11 protein-coding genes and 1 tRNA gene are annotated in these 15,966 nt (G+C 52.6%); 5 read left to right on the forward strand and 7 right to left on the reverse strand.

All coding sequences use genetic code 11. The features are described 5' to 3' along the window. Nucleotides 1-16: 16 nt before the first annotated feature. Together P8N76_07190 and P8N76_07195 are read right to left on the reverse strand one after the other, a co-directional pair. On the reverse strand, nt 17-2,317 hold the full coding sequence (locus P8N76_07190) for a DUF1592 domain-containing protein (GenBank protein ID MDG2381441.1): 2,301 nt from the start codon (nt 2,315-2,317) through the stop codon (nt 17-19). After that, nucleotides 2,314-3,537 carry a DUF1552 domain-containing protein gene (locus tag P8N76_07195; GenBank protein MDG2381442.1) on the reverse strand — a complete coding sequence of 408 codons (1,224 nt, stop codon included), beginning with the start codon at nt 3,535-3,537 and terminating at the stop codon, nt 2,314-2,316. The genes P8N76_07190 and P8N76_07195 overlap by 4 nt, the downstream gene beginning before the upstream one ends. A 990-nt stretch (nt 3,538-4,527) precedes the next feature. Between P8N76_07195 and P8N76_07200 the strand changes: the two genes are divergently transcribed. The 3 genes from P8N76_07200 (at nt 4,528) to P8N76_07210 (ending at nt 7,298) form a co-directional block, all read left to right on the forward strand. Then, nucleotides 4,528-5,055 (forward strand): hypothetical protein, encoded by a 528-nt coding sequence (locus P8N76_07200; GenBank protein MDG2381443.1) that lies wholly within the window; start codon nt 4,528-4,530, stop codon nt 5,053-5,055. Between the two features lie 338 nt (nt 5,056-5,393). Further along, nucleotides 5,394-6,743: a beta-propeller fold lactonase family protein gene (locus P8N76_07205; protein ID MDG2381444.1), complete on the forward strand. Its 1,350-nt coding sequence runs from the start codon at nt 5,394-5,396 to the stop codon at nt 6,741-6,743. A gap of 213 nt (nt 6,744-6,956) precedes the next feature. Then, on the forward strand, nt 6,957-7,298 hold the full coding sequence (locus P8N76_07210) for a hypothetical protein (protein ID MDG2381445.1): 342 nt from the start codon (nt 6,957-6,959) through the stop codon (nt 7,296-7,298). Here P8N76_07210 and P8N76_07215 read toward each other — a convergent pair. Continuing rightward, a tRNA-Arg gene (locus P8N76_07215) sits at nt 7,272-7,345 on the reverse strand. The genes P8N76_07210 and P8N76_07215 overlap by 27 nt on opposite strands. 542 nt (nt 7,346-7,887) lie before the next feature. Between P8N76_07215 and P8N76_07220 the strand changes: the two genes are divergently transcribed. Beyond that, nucleotides 7,888-9,381: a sulfatase gene (locus P8N76_07220; GenBank protein ID MDG2381446.1), complete on the forward strand. Its 1,494-nt coding sequence runs from the start codon at nt 7,888-7,890 to the stop codon at nt 9,379-9,381. A gap of 60 nt (nt 9,382-9,441) precedes the next feature. Here the strand turns inward: P8N76_07220 and P8N76_07225 are convergent, their stop codons facing one another. The 4 genes from P8N76_07225 to P8N76_07240 all read right to left on the reverse strand — a co-directional run bounded on the left by P8N76_07225 (nt 9,442) and on the right by P8N76_07240 (nt 13,416). Continuing rightward, nucleotides 9,442-9,891: a hypothetical protein gene (locus P8N76_07225; protein ID MDG2381447.1), complete on the reverse strand. Its 450-nt coding sequence runs from the start codon at nt 9,889-9,891 to the stop codon at nt 9,442-9,444. Nucleotides 9,892-10,051: 160 nt separating this feature from the next. Continuing rightward, nucleotides 10,052-11,083 carry a hypothetical protein gene (locus P8N76_07230; GenBank protein MDG2381448.1) on the reverse strand — a complete coding sequence of 344 codons (1,032 nt, stop codon included), beginning with the start codon at nt 11,081-11,083 and terminating at the stop codon, nt 10,052-10,054. Between the two features lie 335 nt (nt 11,084-11,418). After that, nucleotides 11,419-12,588: an alpha-hydroxy acid oxidase gene (locus P8N76_07235; GenBank protein MDG2381449.1), complete on the reverse strand. Its 1,170-nt coding sequence runs from the start codon at nt 12,586-12,588 to the stop codon at nt 11,419-11,421. A gap of 513 nt (nt 12,589-13,101) precedes the next feature. Then, a complete protein-coding gene (locus tag P8N76_07240; protein ID MDG2381450.1) occupies nt 13,102-13,416 on the reverse strand; it encodes a hypothetical protein in 315 nt (104 codons plus the stop codon). A 382-nt stretch (nt 13,417-13,798) separates the two neighbouring features. Here P8N76_07240 and P8N76_07245 point away from each other — a divergent pair, with 382 nt between their 5' ends. Then, nucleotides 13,799-15,907 carry a prolyl oligopeptidase family serine peptidase gene (locus P8N76_07245; GenBank protein ID MDG2381451.1) on the forward strand — a complete coding sequence of 703 codons (2,109 nt, stop codon included), beginning with the start codon at nt 13,799-13,801 and terminating at the stop codon, nt 15,905-15,907. The last annotated feature ends 59 nt before the right edge of the window (nt 15,908-15,966 follow it).

Here is a 15,966-nt window from a genome sequence, read left to right on the forward strand (position 1 = left end):
CCGCTCACGCGTCAGGCTATTTCCGGCCGAAACCAGGGTGGGCCACGATAGCGTGGATAGCGGCGCGAAGAGATAAATCCTCATCAGCAATCGACTCGAAGACTGCGTTGACAGTCGGACGGTCGGCCCGAGTGACTTCGCGGCCATGGGCGTAGCTGATGAGTTTTCCGATGATGCCCTTAAGGATGCGTTCCTTATCGGCCATTAGAGCGACCTTGAGCGTGGGAAGATCTCGCACCTCCAGGCCGTTCGGAAGTTTCATGGCGGCGTCAATCGGTACCTTGGTGAATTTGAGTTTCTTCGTGAACGTCGTTCGCTCCTGCTCGACAAGGAGTTCTTCAACGTGCCGATACTCGCTCCGTTTGCGCCCAACCGGATCGTAGTATTCCAGGGCAAACCCCAGGGGATCGATCTTCGAATGACAACGGGAGCAGCTTTCAAGCTGTTGATGCTTGAGAATGGCTTCGCGGATGGTGGTGGTCCCCCGGATGTCCGGCTCGTTGATCAAAACGTCAGCGGGTGGTTCGATGCGTTCGTTGTAGAGATTCTTAAGAATCCACGAGCCCCTGTGGATCGGTGATGTGGCGAAGTCGGTGGAGGTAAGCTTGAGGAAACCGGCCTGAGCCACGAGTCCGCCCCGTTCGCTTTTATTGGGAAGCTTCACCGGCACGAAAGCATCACCCTCGACGGCGGGCAAACCGTAGAAGCGGGCCAGACGGTCATTGACCATCACGAAATCCGAGTCGATGAAGTATTCCATGCTCAGCCCCTTCTCGAGCAGGTGGCGAAAAAGCTCGCGGCCTTCGCGCCCCATGGAATTGACCGTCATGCGACGCACGTTCTTAAACACTCGGACATCCGGCCCGAAATTGCCCACCCTGTCAAGTTGCAACCACTGGCGGGTGAAGTCGTCGATGAAGCGACCTGCCCTGGTATCCTCGAGCATCCGCTCCACCTGGGCTGATGGATCCTTGCGCAGGGTGCCGGACCTGGCCGCGTTCAGAAGTGTGGCGTCGGGGGCAGAATTCCAGAGGAAATACGACAGACGGTAGGCCAGTTCCACGTCGGTTAACCTTGGTGACTCAGACTTGTAGATGAAATGCGGAGAGGTCAACAACGCGATCAGCACGCTGCGGGCGGTGGCGATCATCGAGGTGCCGACCTTCTCGCGGGTCCGAGCGATCTCGACAAATGCTTTGCGATCCTCCTCCACCAGAGGCCGCTGCGTGAGCAACAACGCAATGTGATCGACGAGCTCCGTCGGCTTCATATTCGGCTTGGGGAGAATGGCCTCCATCGCTGCGGTCGGCCACTGCTCCGTTAACGGGCCGGTCACCCTCAGATGAGAGAATCGCATGACTGGACCCTTGTGTGGTTTCTTTTCCAAACTTCTGCCCGGCACACGGGCGCTATCGAAGGTGAAGGCGAGCTGGTCGCCCGCCTTCAGCGTGAGCTCGGTCGTAAAATCTTTCGAGCCATGCGGCATGGGAATCCGACGGATCATCTGAAAGCTGGTCGGGTGACGCCCGTCCCCGAGATTGATCCCGATGATTTCGCCTTCGTTCGATTTTCCCGAATGCGCTTTTACTTCGAGCCGGTACACCCCAAAGGCGGGAATCATAAATTGATCGTGGCTCTCCGGATCGATGGAGAAATGCAGATTGCTACGGTAGGGGCGGAAGCCCGTGAGAACGTAGTCGTCACCATCTCGGTAATCCCCACCTCCACCGGTCGCAAAGTTTTTGCTGCCATGAAAATGCCGCACATCGAATCCCCACGTCCTCGTTTTGGGTTTGGCATCCGGCAAGACACGATCGGCGATGAAGCGTGCGGCCTTGAGGTAGGCCATAACCTGATGCGGCGACATCAGGTGAGCCTCGCCAAACTTGTCGAAGCCGTGCTCCACGTGATCGGGCGGCAGTAGACCGGTGAAATCGAAATCCACACCGAAGAGGTCACGGATCGTGTTGGTGTATTCAGCGCGAGTGAGCCGTTTGAGGGTATTGACCGGGGGCTGGGTGAGGATTTGTTTCTGAAGCATCTGCACAACCTCAGCGACTGCTTCCGCTTTGGGTTGCGGCGCCTCGTCCGGCGGCATTTCGCCAGCCTCGAGCACGGCCGCAATTGTCTCCAGTAACTCCTCATCAGAGAGCAAGTCGCCAACCGGCTTGTCGAATCGCACCTTGCCCTTTTGTTTTTCAGGGCCGTGGCAATTGACACAGTTTTGCGCGAAGAACTGTTCCAGCGTGGTTTCCGCGTTAAGCGTCCCCGATAGAAGAAAGCCCGCCAGCAGCACTGCCCAGGGCCGCAGCATCATGACAACACCTCGAAGGCTCCGGTGCTTTCCCCGAACCGTTCCTGCTCGGCCCCGAACAGTTGCAGCAGCCCGAGGTACAGGTTGCTCATTGGTGCGTCCTTTTTTTGCCAATGGCCGGCGGTCTTCATACGGCCGTCAAACACCAGGGCTGGCAGGTCATCGAAATTATGAGAGTTGGCGCTGCCCATGGAGGCGGTCAGGAGGGTGGTCGTCTGATCGAAGAGCGAGCTGTTTCCTGCGTTGCGTTCCTTCATCTTGCTGAGCGAAGTACTGATCCGCTTGACGATTGCGTGCTCCAGCATGAGCAACTTCTCGATCTTCTCCGGCTTCTGGCCGTGGTGGGAAAGATCGTGGTAGTTACCACTGAGGTCCGGCTCCTTGAAGCCTTCCCAAAACGGAATCTGCACTGTGACCGCACGCGTCGAATCGGTTTCCAGGGCTAGCACGGCAAGATCCAGCAAGGTGCCTACGTAGTCGTCCACCGACTTGCGGTTGAAATCCTCGAAGTCGTAGTCCACGCGTGGCTTGGAGTGGTCGGCCCAGTAGGCTCGGCGCTTTATCGTCTGCTCCACTTCGCGGACTGAAGTTAGATACTCATCCATTTTCAATCGGTCAGTCGCATTGAGACGCTTCTCCATCGACTTGGCCTGAGTGAACACCGCATCGAGAATGCTGCGGTCTTCGGCGAGTACTTGCTGTTGCGTCGTCTCGTTTTCGTTGACTTGAAAGAGCAGATTGAAAATTTTCCGGGGAGAATCGATCTGTTTAACCGGTAATCCGTGTTTGTTCCAGGAGATCTGGGAGAAGTTAAGGTTCTCTCCAGCCTGAAAGACCAGCGACCTGAAACGCGTGTCGGCCCCAATCAGGTCCGCGACTGCCTGGTCAATCGATAGCCGGTTTTTGCGTCGCAGCTTGTTGAAGTAACCGGAGAGAATTCCCACGCAAGGCGTATGCCCGAAACCGTTCTGTACGGCAGGGTTGTCCAGCCCGCTGAAAATCTTTAGGTGATTGAAGTGATCGGAAAACTCGTCCAGCAAGGGCGGCGTCTTCTCGAATGCACCGTCCACCTGCGGGATCAACTCGGGCTGATAAAAGCTGAGGTGATTAACGATCGTGAGCAGGCGGCGCGGCGAATCGGCCTCGGCGACTTGCCCTAGGCTTTCCATGCGGGGGAGGAGCAAGACAACCCCCGCTCCCTGAAGAAATGTACGTCTATTCACAATTCCGCCTCTTTCAGCTTCACTTCAATCTAGCAGAGCTCTGAACAAATCTCTAACAAGTTTCGCAGATCGAATCAGGCCATGCTACAGCATCAAACCAAAAACTTTAACGCTACCTATCCGGGTGACGCACTTTTTGATTTCTTCCGATTCTACGGATAAAAAAAGACTTCAAAACTAGTGTGCTGGGGCCTTATCAAAACTATTGATCCTTACTGGTTTCTGCCGGATGATCTCAGTTAGTTTCCTGTGCTCGTTGGTGGCTGAGTGATCAATCCTTGCCAGTCCAAACGGCTCTTAAGACACGAAACGGGAAGTAACCACTGACCATTGCCCAGTCTTCAATAATCCGGTTCTTCCCTCCCAGAATCGTTTTCCCCTTTCACGAAAGCGTTGCAATAAATCCCAAGTCATCACGTCCGGAGTGAGCCCCAAGAAAGTCAATAAACTTTAAACAACGCAAACCATCCCAACTCTGATTGGACTGCTCATTTGAAATCCACCTAGATCCGACTCAAACGAAGCAAGAACAGCGCCGCAAATGCCAGTGGCATCATGCTAAACGGCTCCGGTCGTCAATACAAAAGGCCAAGAACGAGGCTGTAGTCTTCGTTGGCGTTGCGAGGTGAAGGCGACGGACCTCGCGGCTTCTTTTGGCGATCGCGACGCTTGCGGAAGTGCCGTTGACAGCTCTTTTTTCACGAGATCTACTAGTACTGGAAAGCAGCTGAAAACGGCGGGTATGATTACTTCAGGAACACAAACACAAGCAATCCGTAAATAAGATGATGCTGAGCCACACTCGCCTCGACGACCGCTTCACATTGCGATGCTCCGTCGGTCCGACCCTCTCGACCCAGTATCGCAGGGCGTAATTGGTCCCACCAAGATTTAGTTCAACACCTCAATCGGAATGAAAAACGGTTCCACGATGAAGCGGTCCAGCGTCTCCAAGGCGAGTACAGTCGCCTCCAGAATCGAATCGACCGCATGTATATCGATAAGCTGGATGGCCGCGTGACAGACGAATTCTTCGACCAGAAGTCAACGGAGTGGCGTCAAGAACAGGCTGCCGTCAGACAGAATCTCGCGCAGCATGAGCACGCCAATCAGAGCTACCTGCAGGAAGGTGTAGAGATTCTCGAACTGGCAAATCGAGCGGCAGAACTCTTTGAAAAGCAGTCAGCCAGTGAGAAACGCCGATTGCTCGATTTCGTACTATCGAACTCGACTTGGGGCAACGGTGAACTGACGGTCGAATTTTGCCAACCCTTCGATCTGATTGCACTTGGGGCGACGGAGCTGAAACAGAAAAAGGCCGCCGGATTGAACTCCGACGACCTTCATCAATTGAAGTACCCCTGGGTTGATGCTTTTAGAACTTCTCTCCGTTCAAACTCTCATGCGATTGCAGATCTTCTAAAGCGACTCGACGAGCTCAATCTGTCTGCGTGCATCACGCATGGCATATACCCAACAAATAATTGCCCCACACTTAATGCGAAGAGAGCTGCCTAAACAATAAATATCTTGGACTGATTTTACACTCTAGGTATGCAACCTTGAATCCTTGTACTTAAGTTCCGTTGTCCTATTACTTCTTCATGCGAACACGCCTGCACAACTCACTGTCGATCAAATAACGGGCCAGGCATGTGCCAGAGAAATAACCGAAATGATTGCGAGATCAGTGTAAAATTGATGAAGATCGTAAGGCACCTCTGATGCTTTATTTCCGCATGGGAGAACCGATATTGAGATGAATCTTGCTTCGTCGAGCCACTGTTTACGCTCCGAGGAAATTCAAGCACAATAATCATTCGAAGTGCATTTCATCAGCTGATTGACAAAGCAACATGCAATTACAAACCGAGGCAAACAACGTGTCACCACACCGGATACCGGCTATCTACTGTGTTTCACATTGCTACAACGCGCCATTGCCTGACGAGCGGGCATCGAAGCTGACGGTTCTCTCGCTCGATACCACCACAAATAGCTTGATCCCCGTGCAACAAACGACGCTGCCGGAAGGGACATTGATGCCGATCGCTCAGGTGATCAATCAAAAAGGAACGAAGCTGTTTACTACCGCTGGAAGACATGGAGTCGTTTGCTACCACCTAGCTCCCCACGATCAAGGGAAAATCATTGGTGGACCGATCCTGTTGCAGGTTACCCCTGAACCCTCGAAGACACCTTATGGTGTGATGCCAGTTGATATCAGCTTGGATATGCGTGAGGAAAACCTGTTTACATGCAATTTCATGGCAGGCTCAATTTCCTCTCTATCACTTGACACCGATGGTCAACTTTGCGGCGATCCCCGAGTCTGCTTGCTGACGCATTTTGGTATTCCTGAGAAAGTCCGGCAACTGGGTCCTAGTGCTGCGGCGAAAGAACTGGGTTTCCCAGAAGGTTTTCCCGAGGATGGATCACACCCGCATGGAGTCGCGTGCCACCCCAGTGGAAAATGGTTGGCGGTTTGTGATCTTGGCACCAGTAACCTGTCAGTGTTTTCACTTCCCCTTGGAGAATCTTTTGATTCGGGTAAACCGGATTTTGTCCTGCGCGGTCATGCAGCACCCGACAATAATCGCCATTACCTTGCCGGTACACGTCTGATACGCTTTTCACCTAACGGCAAATTTTTATTAAGCGTCAATGAATTGGACCACACGATATCCAGCTATCGATTTGACGAGTCCAGAGGCACGCTGATTCCGTGCGGTCCACCTCACATGACGATTCCCCAAACTTGGTTAGATGAATTACCGCCACGTCCATACATGTACAACGCGCAACCAAACTACAATGCGGGCATTGCAGTTTCCCCCGATGGTCGTCACGTGTATTCCTCAGCGAGAGGACATGATTCGGTCGCTGGTTTCAAGATTCACGCAGATGGCGTGCTTGCACCAACAGATCAAGTCCGAATTGCCAGTGGCGGCCGAACACCATGGTCGATCACATTTCTCGACAATCATTTTCTTCTGGTTGCTAATCAAAATGCGGATGACCCAACCGCGCGTCAACCGGGTGGCCAAGGTTCCGATCCCGACCGAATCGCGCCAGCAGGTCGTGAGCCAGGAAATTTAATGGTTCTAAGACGAGACCCTGAAAATGGCTCGCTACGTCCCACCGGGGCCATTTGGGAAGCACCGCACATCCTCAGTGTCCAAGTCGCAAAACCTTTAGCGTGCTGATCAGCCATTCAGCACGAAACGCCTAGTTTATCGATCAAACGGGAACTCAATGTTGACTTGGCGATTCAATTTCCGCCTGTCCATACCATTGCCGCTGAATCCTCAGGAAACTTGCATCTCCTACCCATCGAAAACAGTCTTGCCCGCATTTCTCAAACGGAACGCACTGTTGACTGATAACAGGATTCAAACCGTTCGCGGGAAAGGCGTGATGTGCAAACGACCGCAGCGGTAGAGCAGGCCGCCGTTCTACAGAACCTCGAACAGCACGAGCAAGCGAACCAGAGTTACCTTCAGGAAGGCATCGCCATTCTCGAACTGGCCAATCGGGCGGGAGAGCTCTTTGAAAAGCAGTCAGCCAGTGAGAAACGCCGATTGCTCAATTTCGTACTATCGAACTCGACCTGGGGCAACGGTGAACTGACGGTCGAATTTCGACAACCCTTTGATCTGATTGCACTTGGGACGGCGGAGCTGAAACAGAAAAAGGCCGCCGGAGTGGGTTCCGACGACCTTCATCAATTGAAGTACACCCCACTGGATTCGAACCAGTAACCTTCGGTTTCGTAGACCGATGCTCTATCCAATTGAGCTAGGGGTGCAAACGTTTTCGAGAATCCAGTTGAGCAAAAACATCGATGCCCCACAAACGGCCGCAAGTTTTCAGCGACTCCCCGGTTTTCTCCTCGACCGTCACCGCCGATGCGGCGGCTCGTCGATCCTGCCGCCTCCTCCAACAACGGAGCAACTTCACGGCAGCGGCTCAGTCTACCAAGTCAGCTCGACCTAGAAAAGCCGGCCCAGCGAAGAGCCGATCGACTCCGCCCAACCGCCGTCATTCCCGGGCAAACGGCCGATCGCCCCAATCCTTTCGAGGATTGACAGGTTGCCCATTCAACCAAATCTTCAGCCATTTCAGCCCACTCGGCAACGGAACCAAGTCCTTCGCGACGCTATTCATCCGGTTCCTACCCTCGCGCCATCCGTGTAACAATTCAGCTCGTTCAATGATCGAGCCCTCTTTGGTGGCAGCAAACGGCTCGAAATCGGATTAAACTGTGACAGAACGGAAAAATCATTGGCAACTCTTGCAAGCGAGATTTCAACGATGCGATTTTTTGCACGATCAACCTGTAGCCTGTTTATGCTCGGCTTCGTTTTCCTGAGTAGCGCCCAAACCGCTGAAAAAAATGTCCTGTTCATTATCACCGATGACGAGAGTCCAACACTCGGCTGCTATGGCGACCCGATCGCTGTAACTCCAGCGATCGATGCGGTCGCCGAAGATGGGATGATTTTCCGCAACGCATTTGCAACCACCGCGTCCTGCAGCGCCAGTCGCAGTGTCATCATGAGCGGTCTACACAATCATCGCAACGGCCAATTTGGACACCAGCATCACTTCCACAAATTTGCTTCGTTTCACGATGTGGTCAGCCTGTCACTGCCACGTGTCATGGCCGGAGCTGGATACCGCACGGGTCAAATCGGCAAATATCACGTCGCGCCAGAACCGGTTTACCACTTCGAAACCTACCTCAAAGGTAATTCTCGAAATGCGGTCCAGATGGCGGAGCAATGTCGCGAATTCATTAACGACCGATCTGACAATCGGCCCTTCTTTTTGTACTTCGCAACGTCCGACCCTCACCGAGGTGGCGGCACAGACAAAACGTCACAACGTGAATTGAAACCGGATTTATTCGGAAACAAACCGAACGACGGCTCCTATCCAGGCGTCAAGGAAGTGTTCTACGATCCCAACCAGGTTCCCGTGCCCCCCTTTCTACCTGATACGGCCGACACCCGAGAAGAACTGGCGCAATACTACCAATCCTGTTCGCGCATCGACCAGGGTATCGCCAGACTCGTGCAAATTCTCAAAGAGGCCAACCTCTACGACAAGACATTGATCGTATTCACCAGCGACCATGGCATGGCCTTCGCCGGTGGAAAAACCACGGTTTACGAAGGAGGCCTGCGCGTCCCGATGGTTGTTCGTGACCCCTATCAGTCCGTTCGGGGCGTTGAATCGAATGCGCTAATCAGCCATATCGATATCACCCCCACGCTGTTGGACTTTGCGGGTGGATTAAACCACAAAACCAATGGCCCCAAAAACATGATCGATGCCAATAAGTTTTGGAAATCCAGAGGCGAAGCGCTCAAAGAAAATCGTAATGGCAACAAAAAGTTCGATCACTATCACGGTAAATCGTGGCTACCTTCTCTGGCCGATGCAACTGCCCGACACCATGACACGATTTTTGCCTCGCATACGTTCCATGAAATCCAGATGTACTATCCGATGCGTGTGGTTCGAGACAACTACTACAAATTGATCTGGAATATCGCACACCCCCTGCCCTACCCGTTCGCATCCGATCTATGGGCCGCCAGCAGCTGGCAAGCTCAATGGGCTCAAGGTAAGGACGCACCTTACGGGAACATGACCGTCGGTCGATACGTGCAACGTCCCGAGTTCGAGTTCTTTGATGTTCGCAATGACCCTCACGAAACAGTCAACCTGGCAGAAAGTGAAGAACATCAGCAGGTGCTGAAACAGTACAAGGCGAAATTGAAAGCGATGCAAAAATCAATGGATGATCCCTGGATCATGAAATGGGACTATGAATAGCTCTTGATAGCTCAAACTGCTCGCCCACCGATCGGACCCTCCCTCGAACTCGCCATCCCTTTACCAGGGCTGAATCACTTCGGTGCGTCTCAGCAGATGCACCAAAACAGGGTCGACATCCAAGCCGTCGTCGCTTGTGCCACCAATCAGTTCACGATGGTTCAACCAACGGTGATTCGGTACTCTTTGTATCCGGCTTTTGGCATCCGGCCCGTATAACTCAGTCAGGTAAAAAGCGATTGCAAGATGACAGGGTTGCGTCTCACCAGGCAAGACTTCGCTTGTTTCTAAATTCAGCTGGGCCATGCTGGCGGTAAGCAACTGTTGGTCGGAGAGCCCCAAATCCGCACAAACCTGTTGGTGAATTTGTTCGCGAAACGTATCGGCGGCCATCGGCTCCGCAGAAATAAATTCAAAACACTTCCGACGATTATTCCACAAGCACAGCCATTTTTCACGGGTGCCGCCATCTTCAGGGACCATGCCAAAAGCGCGAATGAATTGCTTCAAGACACAACTCCGAGCCAAAAAATGGCGGAATCAAGGAAATCGGACAGCACGTGCTTCAGTATAGGCCCGACCGACAAAAAACTTGGTCCTGCAATCCGTGAAACAAGATCATCCGAAGAGCAAACGATTCATCAGCTCTCTAGGCTAGCTAGGATTCACGCTAAAACCGAAAACGAATCCCGGTAACTAAACCGTCAATGACAACGCTACCGACATTCAACTGGTCGTAACCGGCAAACCATTCAAGATGATCTGATAATCCGTACCCCACTGTCGCTCGTGCATGAAACAGATCAGCATCACCGATTGCACCATAGTCCACCTCACCGGTTAACTGCAGCCGCTCCCACAGCGTCACGTCCACCCCAAACGTCAAATTAAGGCCCGCTTCACCACCAATATCGTCTGCGAGCCAATTGATACCAATCCCCGCGCGAGGACGTACATGCTTGGTGGGAAAAAGTTCGTAAACAAGATTAACATCACCGACCCACAAATGATCACGAAAGTCAAAGCCCTGCTCCCGATGCATCCTAACACTCGTGTCGATTCCAAATCCAGCGGTTCGATTTGCCAACAGATCAAAACCAAATTGCGACAGATCCTCCGCGTCTGAGCCATACTCCATCCCGAACCGCATTTGCCAGGGAGCATGAAATTTAATCGGCTCCGAAGACAGTTGGGGGCTTCCCGGGTGCATCCGCCCCATCGATGGCATACGCTCGGGTGGAGCAGGAATGCCAGGACTCGGGATCACCTCCACCGGCTGATCGTAAAGACGATACTCTTCCACCAAAATCGGCGCCGGAACAATGGGTGCACTACTGAAATAAAGTCCAAGCGAACCGGGGGATCGCCTGGGATAATGATGATGGTGGTGATGGCGTTGATTGTGGCGATGTCGACCTTCTCGCGAAACTCTTTTCTTTCGAGGGCCGTGTTGTCGTGTCTGTTTTGCAGCACTCGCTAAACGCCCCGACGGTGCACTCCTGCTCTTTTCTTTTTTAGCTTCGTGATCATGATCGTCATCCTCTTTCCTCCGCGATTCGGTGGAGTTTGATTTTGACTTTGAAGGCGTGTGGGAATGTGCTTGTTTGCCGGCTGCTCGAAGCTTGCCAGCAGCCAAGGGCTGAGCGGCCGAAAGTACCACGATCAGGCAGAATAATGCGCGGATTGGGTTCGAAGAAAACATGGTTCACATCCTTGCGAAGGTCGAGCGGTTGAGGACGCTTGACCGTTTGATGCATAAGACGTGCCAATTGAAAGCAACTTGCTTGATCGGCCAAATCGGATCACTGCCAGCAGCTTCGCAGCACGGCCTATTCAGAAAGCAAGCGTTTGCGATGCGATATCCGAATCCGAAGATTTCGGGCCATGTCTCCGCGCAGCGTATTATTTGTGACAACACCCTGACATCGAACTGAAGACAGTGGATCGCCAACCGACCAGCGATGCGAGCAATCCGATTAGGAAAACTTTTCCGCCAAGGCTATTCGATTCGGCCGACGGCGACGCCTGCTCAACTCGCTAGCATGCCGAAGTCGATGACTCCGTGATCAAGTGCTTGGGAAAGTCAGAGACTCGTTCACACGCCAATTGTTCCATCACCTGCTGCACCTGGCGTTTGAGCATGAAAGCAGTGTGCAACCCACCGTTGTGTCCCAGAGCCCCCACGCCGTACATGAAGGAGCGTCCCAGGAAGGTAAACCGAGCGCCACTAGCCAGTGCACAGGCGATGTCCGGCCCTCCTCGAATCCCCGAATCGAGCATCACGGTAATCTTGTCACCAAACTTTTTCGCCAGCTCCGTCATCGGCTTAATCGTCGACTGCCCCGCATCAAGCTGTCGACCACCATGATTGGATGAAATAAATCCATCGGCGCCCAAGGCAATCACTTTTTCCGCGTCCTCTTCAGTCACAATTCCCTTAACGACAAGTTTTCCTTTCCACAAGTCGCGCAGCGCCTTGATTCGGTCTTCATTTAAACGACCCGAGAAAGTCTTATTCATGAAGAGACCCAAATGTTTCATATTGAGGCCCTTCGGAATGTAAGGCTTCATCGTCTTGAACTCGGGTTTTCCTGCTGCGAGTTGGCCGGCGCACCAGGCAGGGTGAGTCAGCATCTGACCGATGTTCCGTAAGGTCATTTGAGGCGGAATCGAAAGACCATTACGAATTTCTTTGGGCCGGTAACCAAACGTTGGCGTATCAGCCAAAATCACCAGCACCGGCAAACCGGCTTCAGAGACACGGGCGATAAGCTTGTCTCGCAACTCGTCTTCGGCCGGATGGTACAGCTGGAACCAGGCCCGTCCACCGGTGATTTCAGCAATCGTTTCAATGCTGGCAGTACTCACCGTCGAGAGGCAAAATGGAATGTTGTGGGTCGCCGCAGCCTTCGCCAAAATCTCACATGATCCCGGCCACATCAGTCCCTGAAGTCCAACCGGTGCGATCCCAAACGGCGCATCGTAGGTTTCACCAAACAATTCTGTGCGAAGATCCGATCCGGCATACTGCCCGATGTAATACGGTCGCAACTGCACTTTTCGAATGTCCTCGGTGTTCCGCCTTAGATTGATATTCGAATTGCAGCCGCCTTCCAAATAGTCAAAGGCAAATCCTGGCATCCGCTTGCGAGCTTTTTCACGCAAGTGATCGATCGAGGGGTATTTGGAATTAAAGGCAGATTCCATCGTCAATCCTTAATTTCTTCACAACGTCCGTTGACTAAGCACAAACCCAATCTTATTTCAATTCAGATTATCAACAAACAATCTTTCTTCAATAGACAGGAACTCACTTCCCGCTCATGTTGACATCGGTGTGAAGCTGTTTCGTGTAGTGCCCGCGGCAACTGACTGTCGGGAGATCGAACCGTTTCCAACAGGTTGGTCCGATGCCTTCCCACGCACCCACGAGTGAACGAATCGTTGTTCGCAAAACGAACCCTCACCGACAATCACTCCTACAGTGCCTAATGGTATAAGTTTCGGCCGCTTAGATTTCAACCAGCATAAACCCACGACATGGTCCCACTTCCATACCACGGATCCGGGCCCAACGCGGTGATAAGCGACGTGGGCAAACTGGGGCGGATCCAATGCGAGGGAGTACACAGCACAGCACCAGCGACAATCACGAGGAAATGCAGCCACTCTCGCGATGGCTTGGCCTCTCGGATGAGCTCGAACGGATAAATCTGAATTTCAGCAAGTAAACATGAATCGGTTACGCCACGGATCCCAGAAATTATTATTGGGCGACAGAACCAATCCCAGCACTGCAGGGACCCTAATCATCGCGTTCCAGAGCAGGATCACAACGGCGATGCGGGTAAATCGCCAGGGCAGCCAAACGGTGTAAACAACAGGGGCTACAATTCCGGCAGTCACGACAGCGCCCGTGACAATCGCCAAATCAAGCAGCGTAATAACCTGGAAAACCCAAAGCCACAGGGCATTGGCTGCGGTCAATGCCAACATGATGCGAACAGAAAATTGCGTTTTGTTTTGTTCAATCATGTGTACGCCAAGCAACTCCCCCAACGCTTAAGACCGGCGATAGCGAGTCGAACGAGGGATTGCCGCCACGCAATCGGTCGAACGAGGCGATCCTCCCTCATCAATCCGGTAAACGTAGGACATGTTTGCCGCGAAACGGAAAGCCATCTCAACGTACTGTCCAGGTCGGCGGACAATGAGTAAAACACTGAGTTAGAAGAATCGGTTCAAACGATGAAAACAGGGCTCGAATCGGCTACCAATCGCGAACAACCCTTCAAAACTTGCAACCGATCAAAAGGCCAAATCCAATCCCCCCGGTAACGACTGGAACCGGTCACCCCTATCCTTTCGCTTGGTCATCACCATGTCTTTCACAGCACTTCTGATCGTAACAGTAACTATGGGCCCCATGGACGCTACCCCTTCATCCAACTCACCCCGCAAAAACCAATATCCAGAAGCGCGTCGAGAGGCGATCCACGACACCTTTCACGGCGTAAAAGTAGCTGACCCCTATCGGTGGCTTGAGCAAGACGTGCGTGAATCAAAAGAAGTGCAGAAATGGGTCGAGGCGGAAAACAAAGTCACGCAAGCCTATCTCAGCGCGATTCCAGAACGCGATCAAATCCGCAAACGTCTCACCAAGCTCTGGAACTATCCAAAATATTCGGCACCATTCCAAAGAGGTGGCAAATACTTCTTCCGCAAGAATGACGGACTTCAAAATCAAGCCGTTCTCTATGTGGCCAATTCCGCCGATGGTGAAGCCCGAGTGTTACTCAATCCGAATACATGGACCAAGGACGGCACGGTTGCCTTGTCGAGTGCGGTACCGAGTGACGACGCTCGACTATTAGCCTACACGGCTAGTGAAGGGGGATCGGACTGGAAAACGCTTCGTGTGATGAATATTGAGTCAGGAAAATTACTCGAAGATGAATTGAAGTGGATCCGCTGGGGCGGCGTCAACTGGTTGCCGGATGGGTCGGGATTCTACTACGCCCGCTATCCAAAACCAGAAGCAGGTGAACAGTATCAAGCACTTGCTCTGAATCAAATGATCTATTTCCATCAGATCGGCAGCCAACAGTCCGATGACCAACTGGTCTATCGTCGCGAAGATCATCCCGACTGGACCTTTGACCTGACGCTAACCGACGACGACCAGTATCAAGTGATTTCGATCACCAAGAGCACTGACGATCAAAACATGGTGCTGTATCGCAAAGCAGACAATCCGACGGCGCCCTGGATTGAGCTCATTGGCGATTTTGATAATCAGTTCTGGTTCGTGGGCAATCAAGATGCAACGTTTTACTTTTTGACCGATCTCGATGCACCCACCAAACGCGTCGTCTCCATATCACTGACACAGCCGGGGCGAAGCCATTTGAAGGAGATTATTCCAGCCGAAACCGAAACCTTGCGTTCTGCCACGATCCTCAACGAACAATTTGTCGCTTCCTATCTCAAAGATGCAACGACTCGTGTCAAAATCCTGTCGCTTGACGGAGAATTTGTTCGTGACGTTGAGTTCCCTGGCATTGGAACAGCAGGCGGCTTCCGAGGACGTCCAAGCGATTACGAAACATTTTATTCTTTTTCCAGCTATGACACGCCCTCCAGCATCTTTCAGTATGACATGCGAACTGGAAAAAGTCGTTTGTGGCGTCGATCCGAGGTCGATTTTGATCCACAACAATTTCAAGTCAAGCAGATCTTTTACAAGAGCAAAGACGGCACACGTGTCCCGATGTTCATCGCCCATCGCCGAGACCTCCAACTCAGCGGTGACAATCCGACATTGCTGTACGGCTACGGAGGATTCAATATTTCGTTGACCCCCGGCTTCTCGGTCTCCTACGTCGCTTGGATGGAGATGGGCGGCGTCGTTGCGATTCCCAATCTGCGAGGGGGTGGTGAGTACGGCGAACAATGGCATGCGGCTGGCAAAACCGTCAACAAACAAAATGTGTTTGATGATTTCTTGGCAGCCGCCGAATGGCTCATCGCCGAAAAATACACGCGTCCAGACAAGCTGGCGATCCAAGGCGGAAGCAATGGAGGCTTACTCGTTGGCGCTGCGATGACACAACGTCCCGATCTGTTCGGTGCTTGTCTACCTGCAGTGGGTGTGATGGACATGCTGCGGTATCAACATTTCACGGCCGGCAGATTCTGGGTCGATGAATATGGAACTCCGGATGAGGAAGCCGAATTCAAGGCGCTTCTTCGTTATTCTCCTTACCACAACATCCAGGCTGGAGTGGACTACCCCGCAACGATGATCTCGACGGCTGACACAGACGATCGTGTCGTACCAATGCACAGTTTCAAATTTGCAGCTGCCTTGCAGCAAGCTCAAGCCGGGCCCGCTCCAATCTTGATTCGTATCGAAACACGGGCCGGACACGGAGCCGGTAAACCCACCTCAAAACGAATTGACAACATTGCCGACCATTGGGCATTCCTTGTTCACGTGTTGAACGTGAAAATCCCCCAACCTTAAAGATCCAAGCCCCCACTGAAAAGATTGCCACGATGGAGCGCCCACTCGCTCTGCGCGAA

The organism is Pirellulaceae bacterium (assembly GCA_029243025.1).
Lineage (GTDB): Bacteria > Planctomycetota > Planctomycetia > Pirellulales > Pirellulaceae.

Coding starts and splice junctions, on each gene's coding strand:
- P8N76_07190 (MDG2381441.1), bottom strand. CDS start 2,317: ATGATGCTGCGGCCCTGGGCAGTGCTGCTGGCGGGCTTTCTTCTATCG.
- P8N76_07200 (MDG2381443.1), top strand. CDS start 4,528: ATGTATATCGATAAGCTGGATGGCCGCGTGACAGACGAATTCTTCGAC.
- P8N76_07205 (MDG2381444.1), top strand. CDS start 5,394: ATGCAATTACAAACCGAGGCAAACAACGTGTCACCACACCGGATACCG.
- P8N76_07220 (MDG2381446.1), top strand. CDS start 7,888: ATGCTCGGCTTCGTTTTCCTGAGTAGCGCCCAAACCGCTGAAAAAAAT.
- P8N76_07230 (MDG2381448.1), bottom strand. CDS start 11,083: ATGTTTTCTTCGAACCCAATCCGCGCATTATTCTGCCTGATCGTGGTA.
- P8N76_07235 (MDG2381449.1), bottom strand. CDS start 12,588: ATGGAATCTGCCTTTAATTCCAAATACCCCTCGATCGATCACTTGCGT.
- P8N76_07240 (MDG2381450.1), bottom strand. CDS start 13,416: ATGATTGAACAAAACAAAACGCAATTTTCTGTTCGCATCATGTTGGCA.
- P8N76_07245 (MDG2381451.1), top strand. CDS start 13,799: ATGGGCCCCATGGACGCTACCCCTTCATCCAACTCACCCCGCAAAAAC.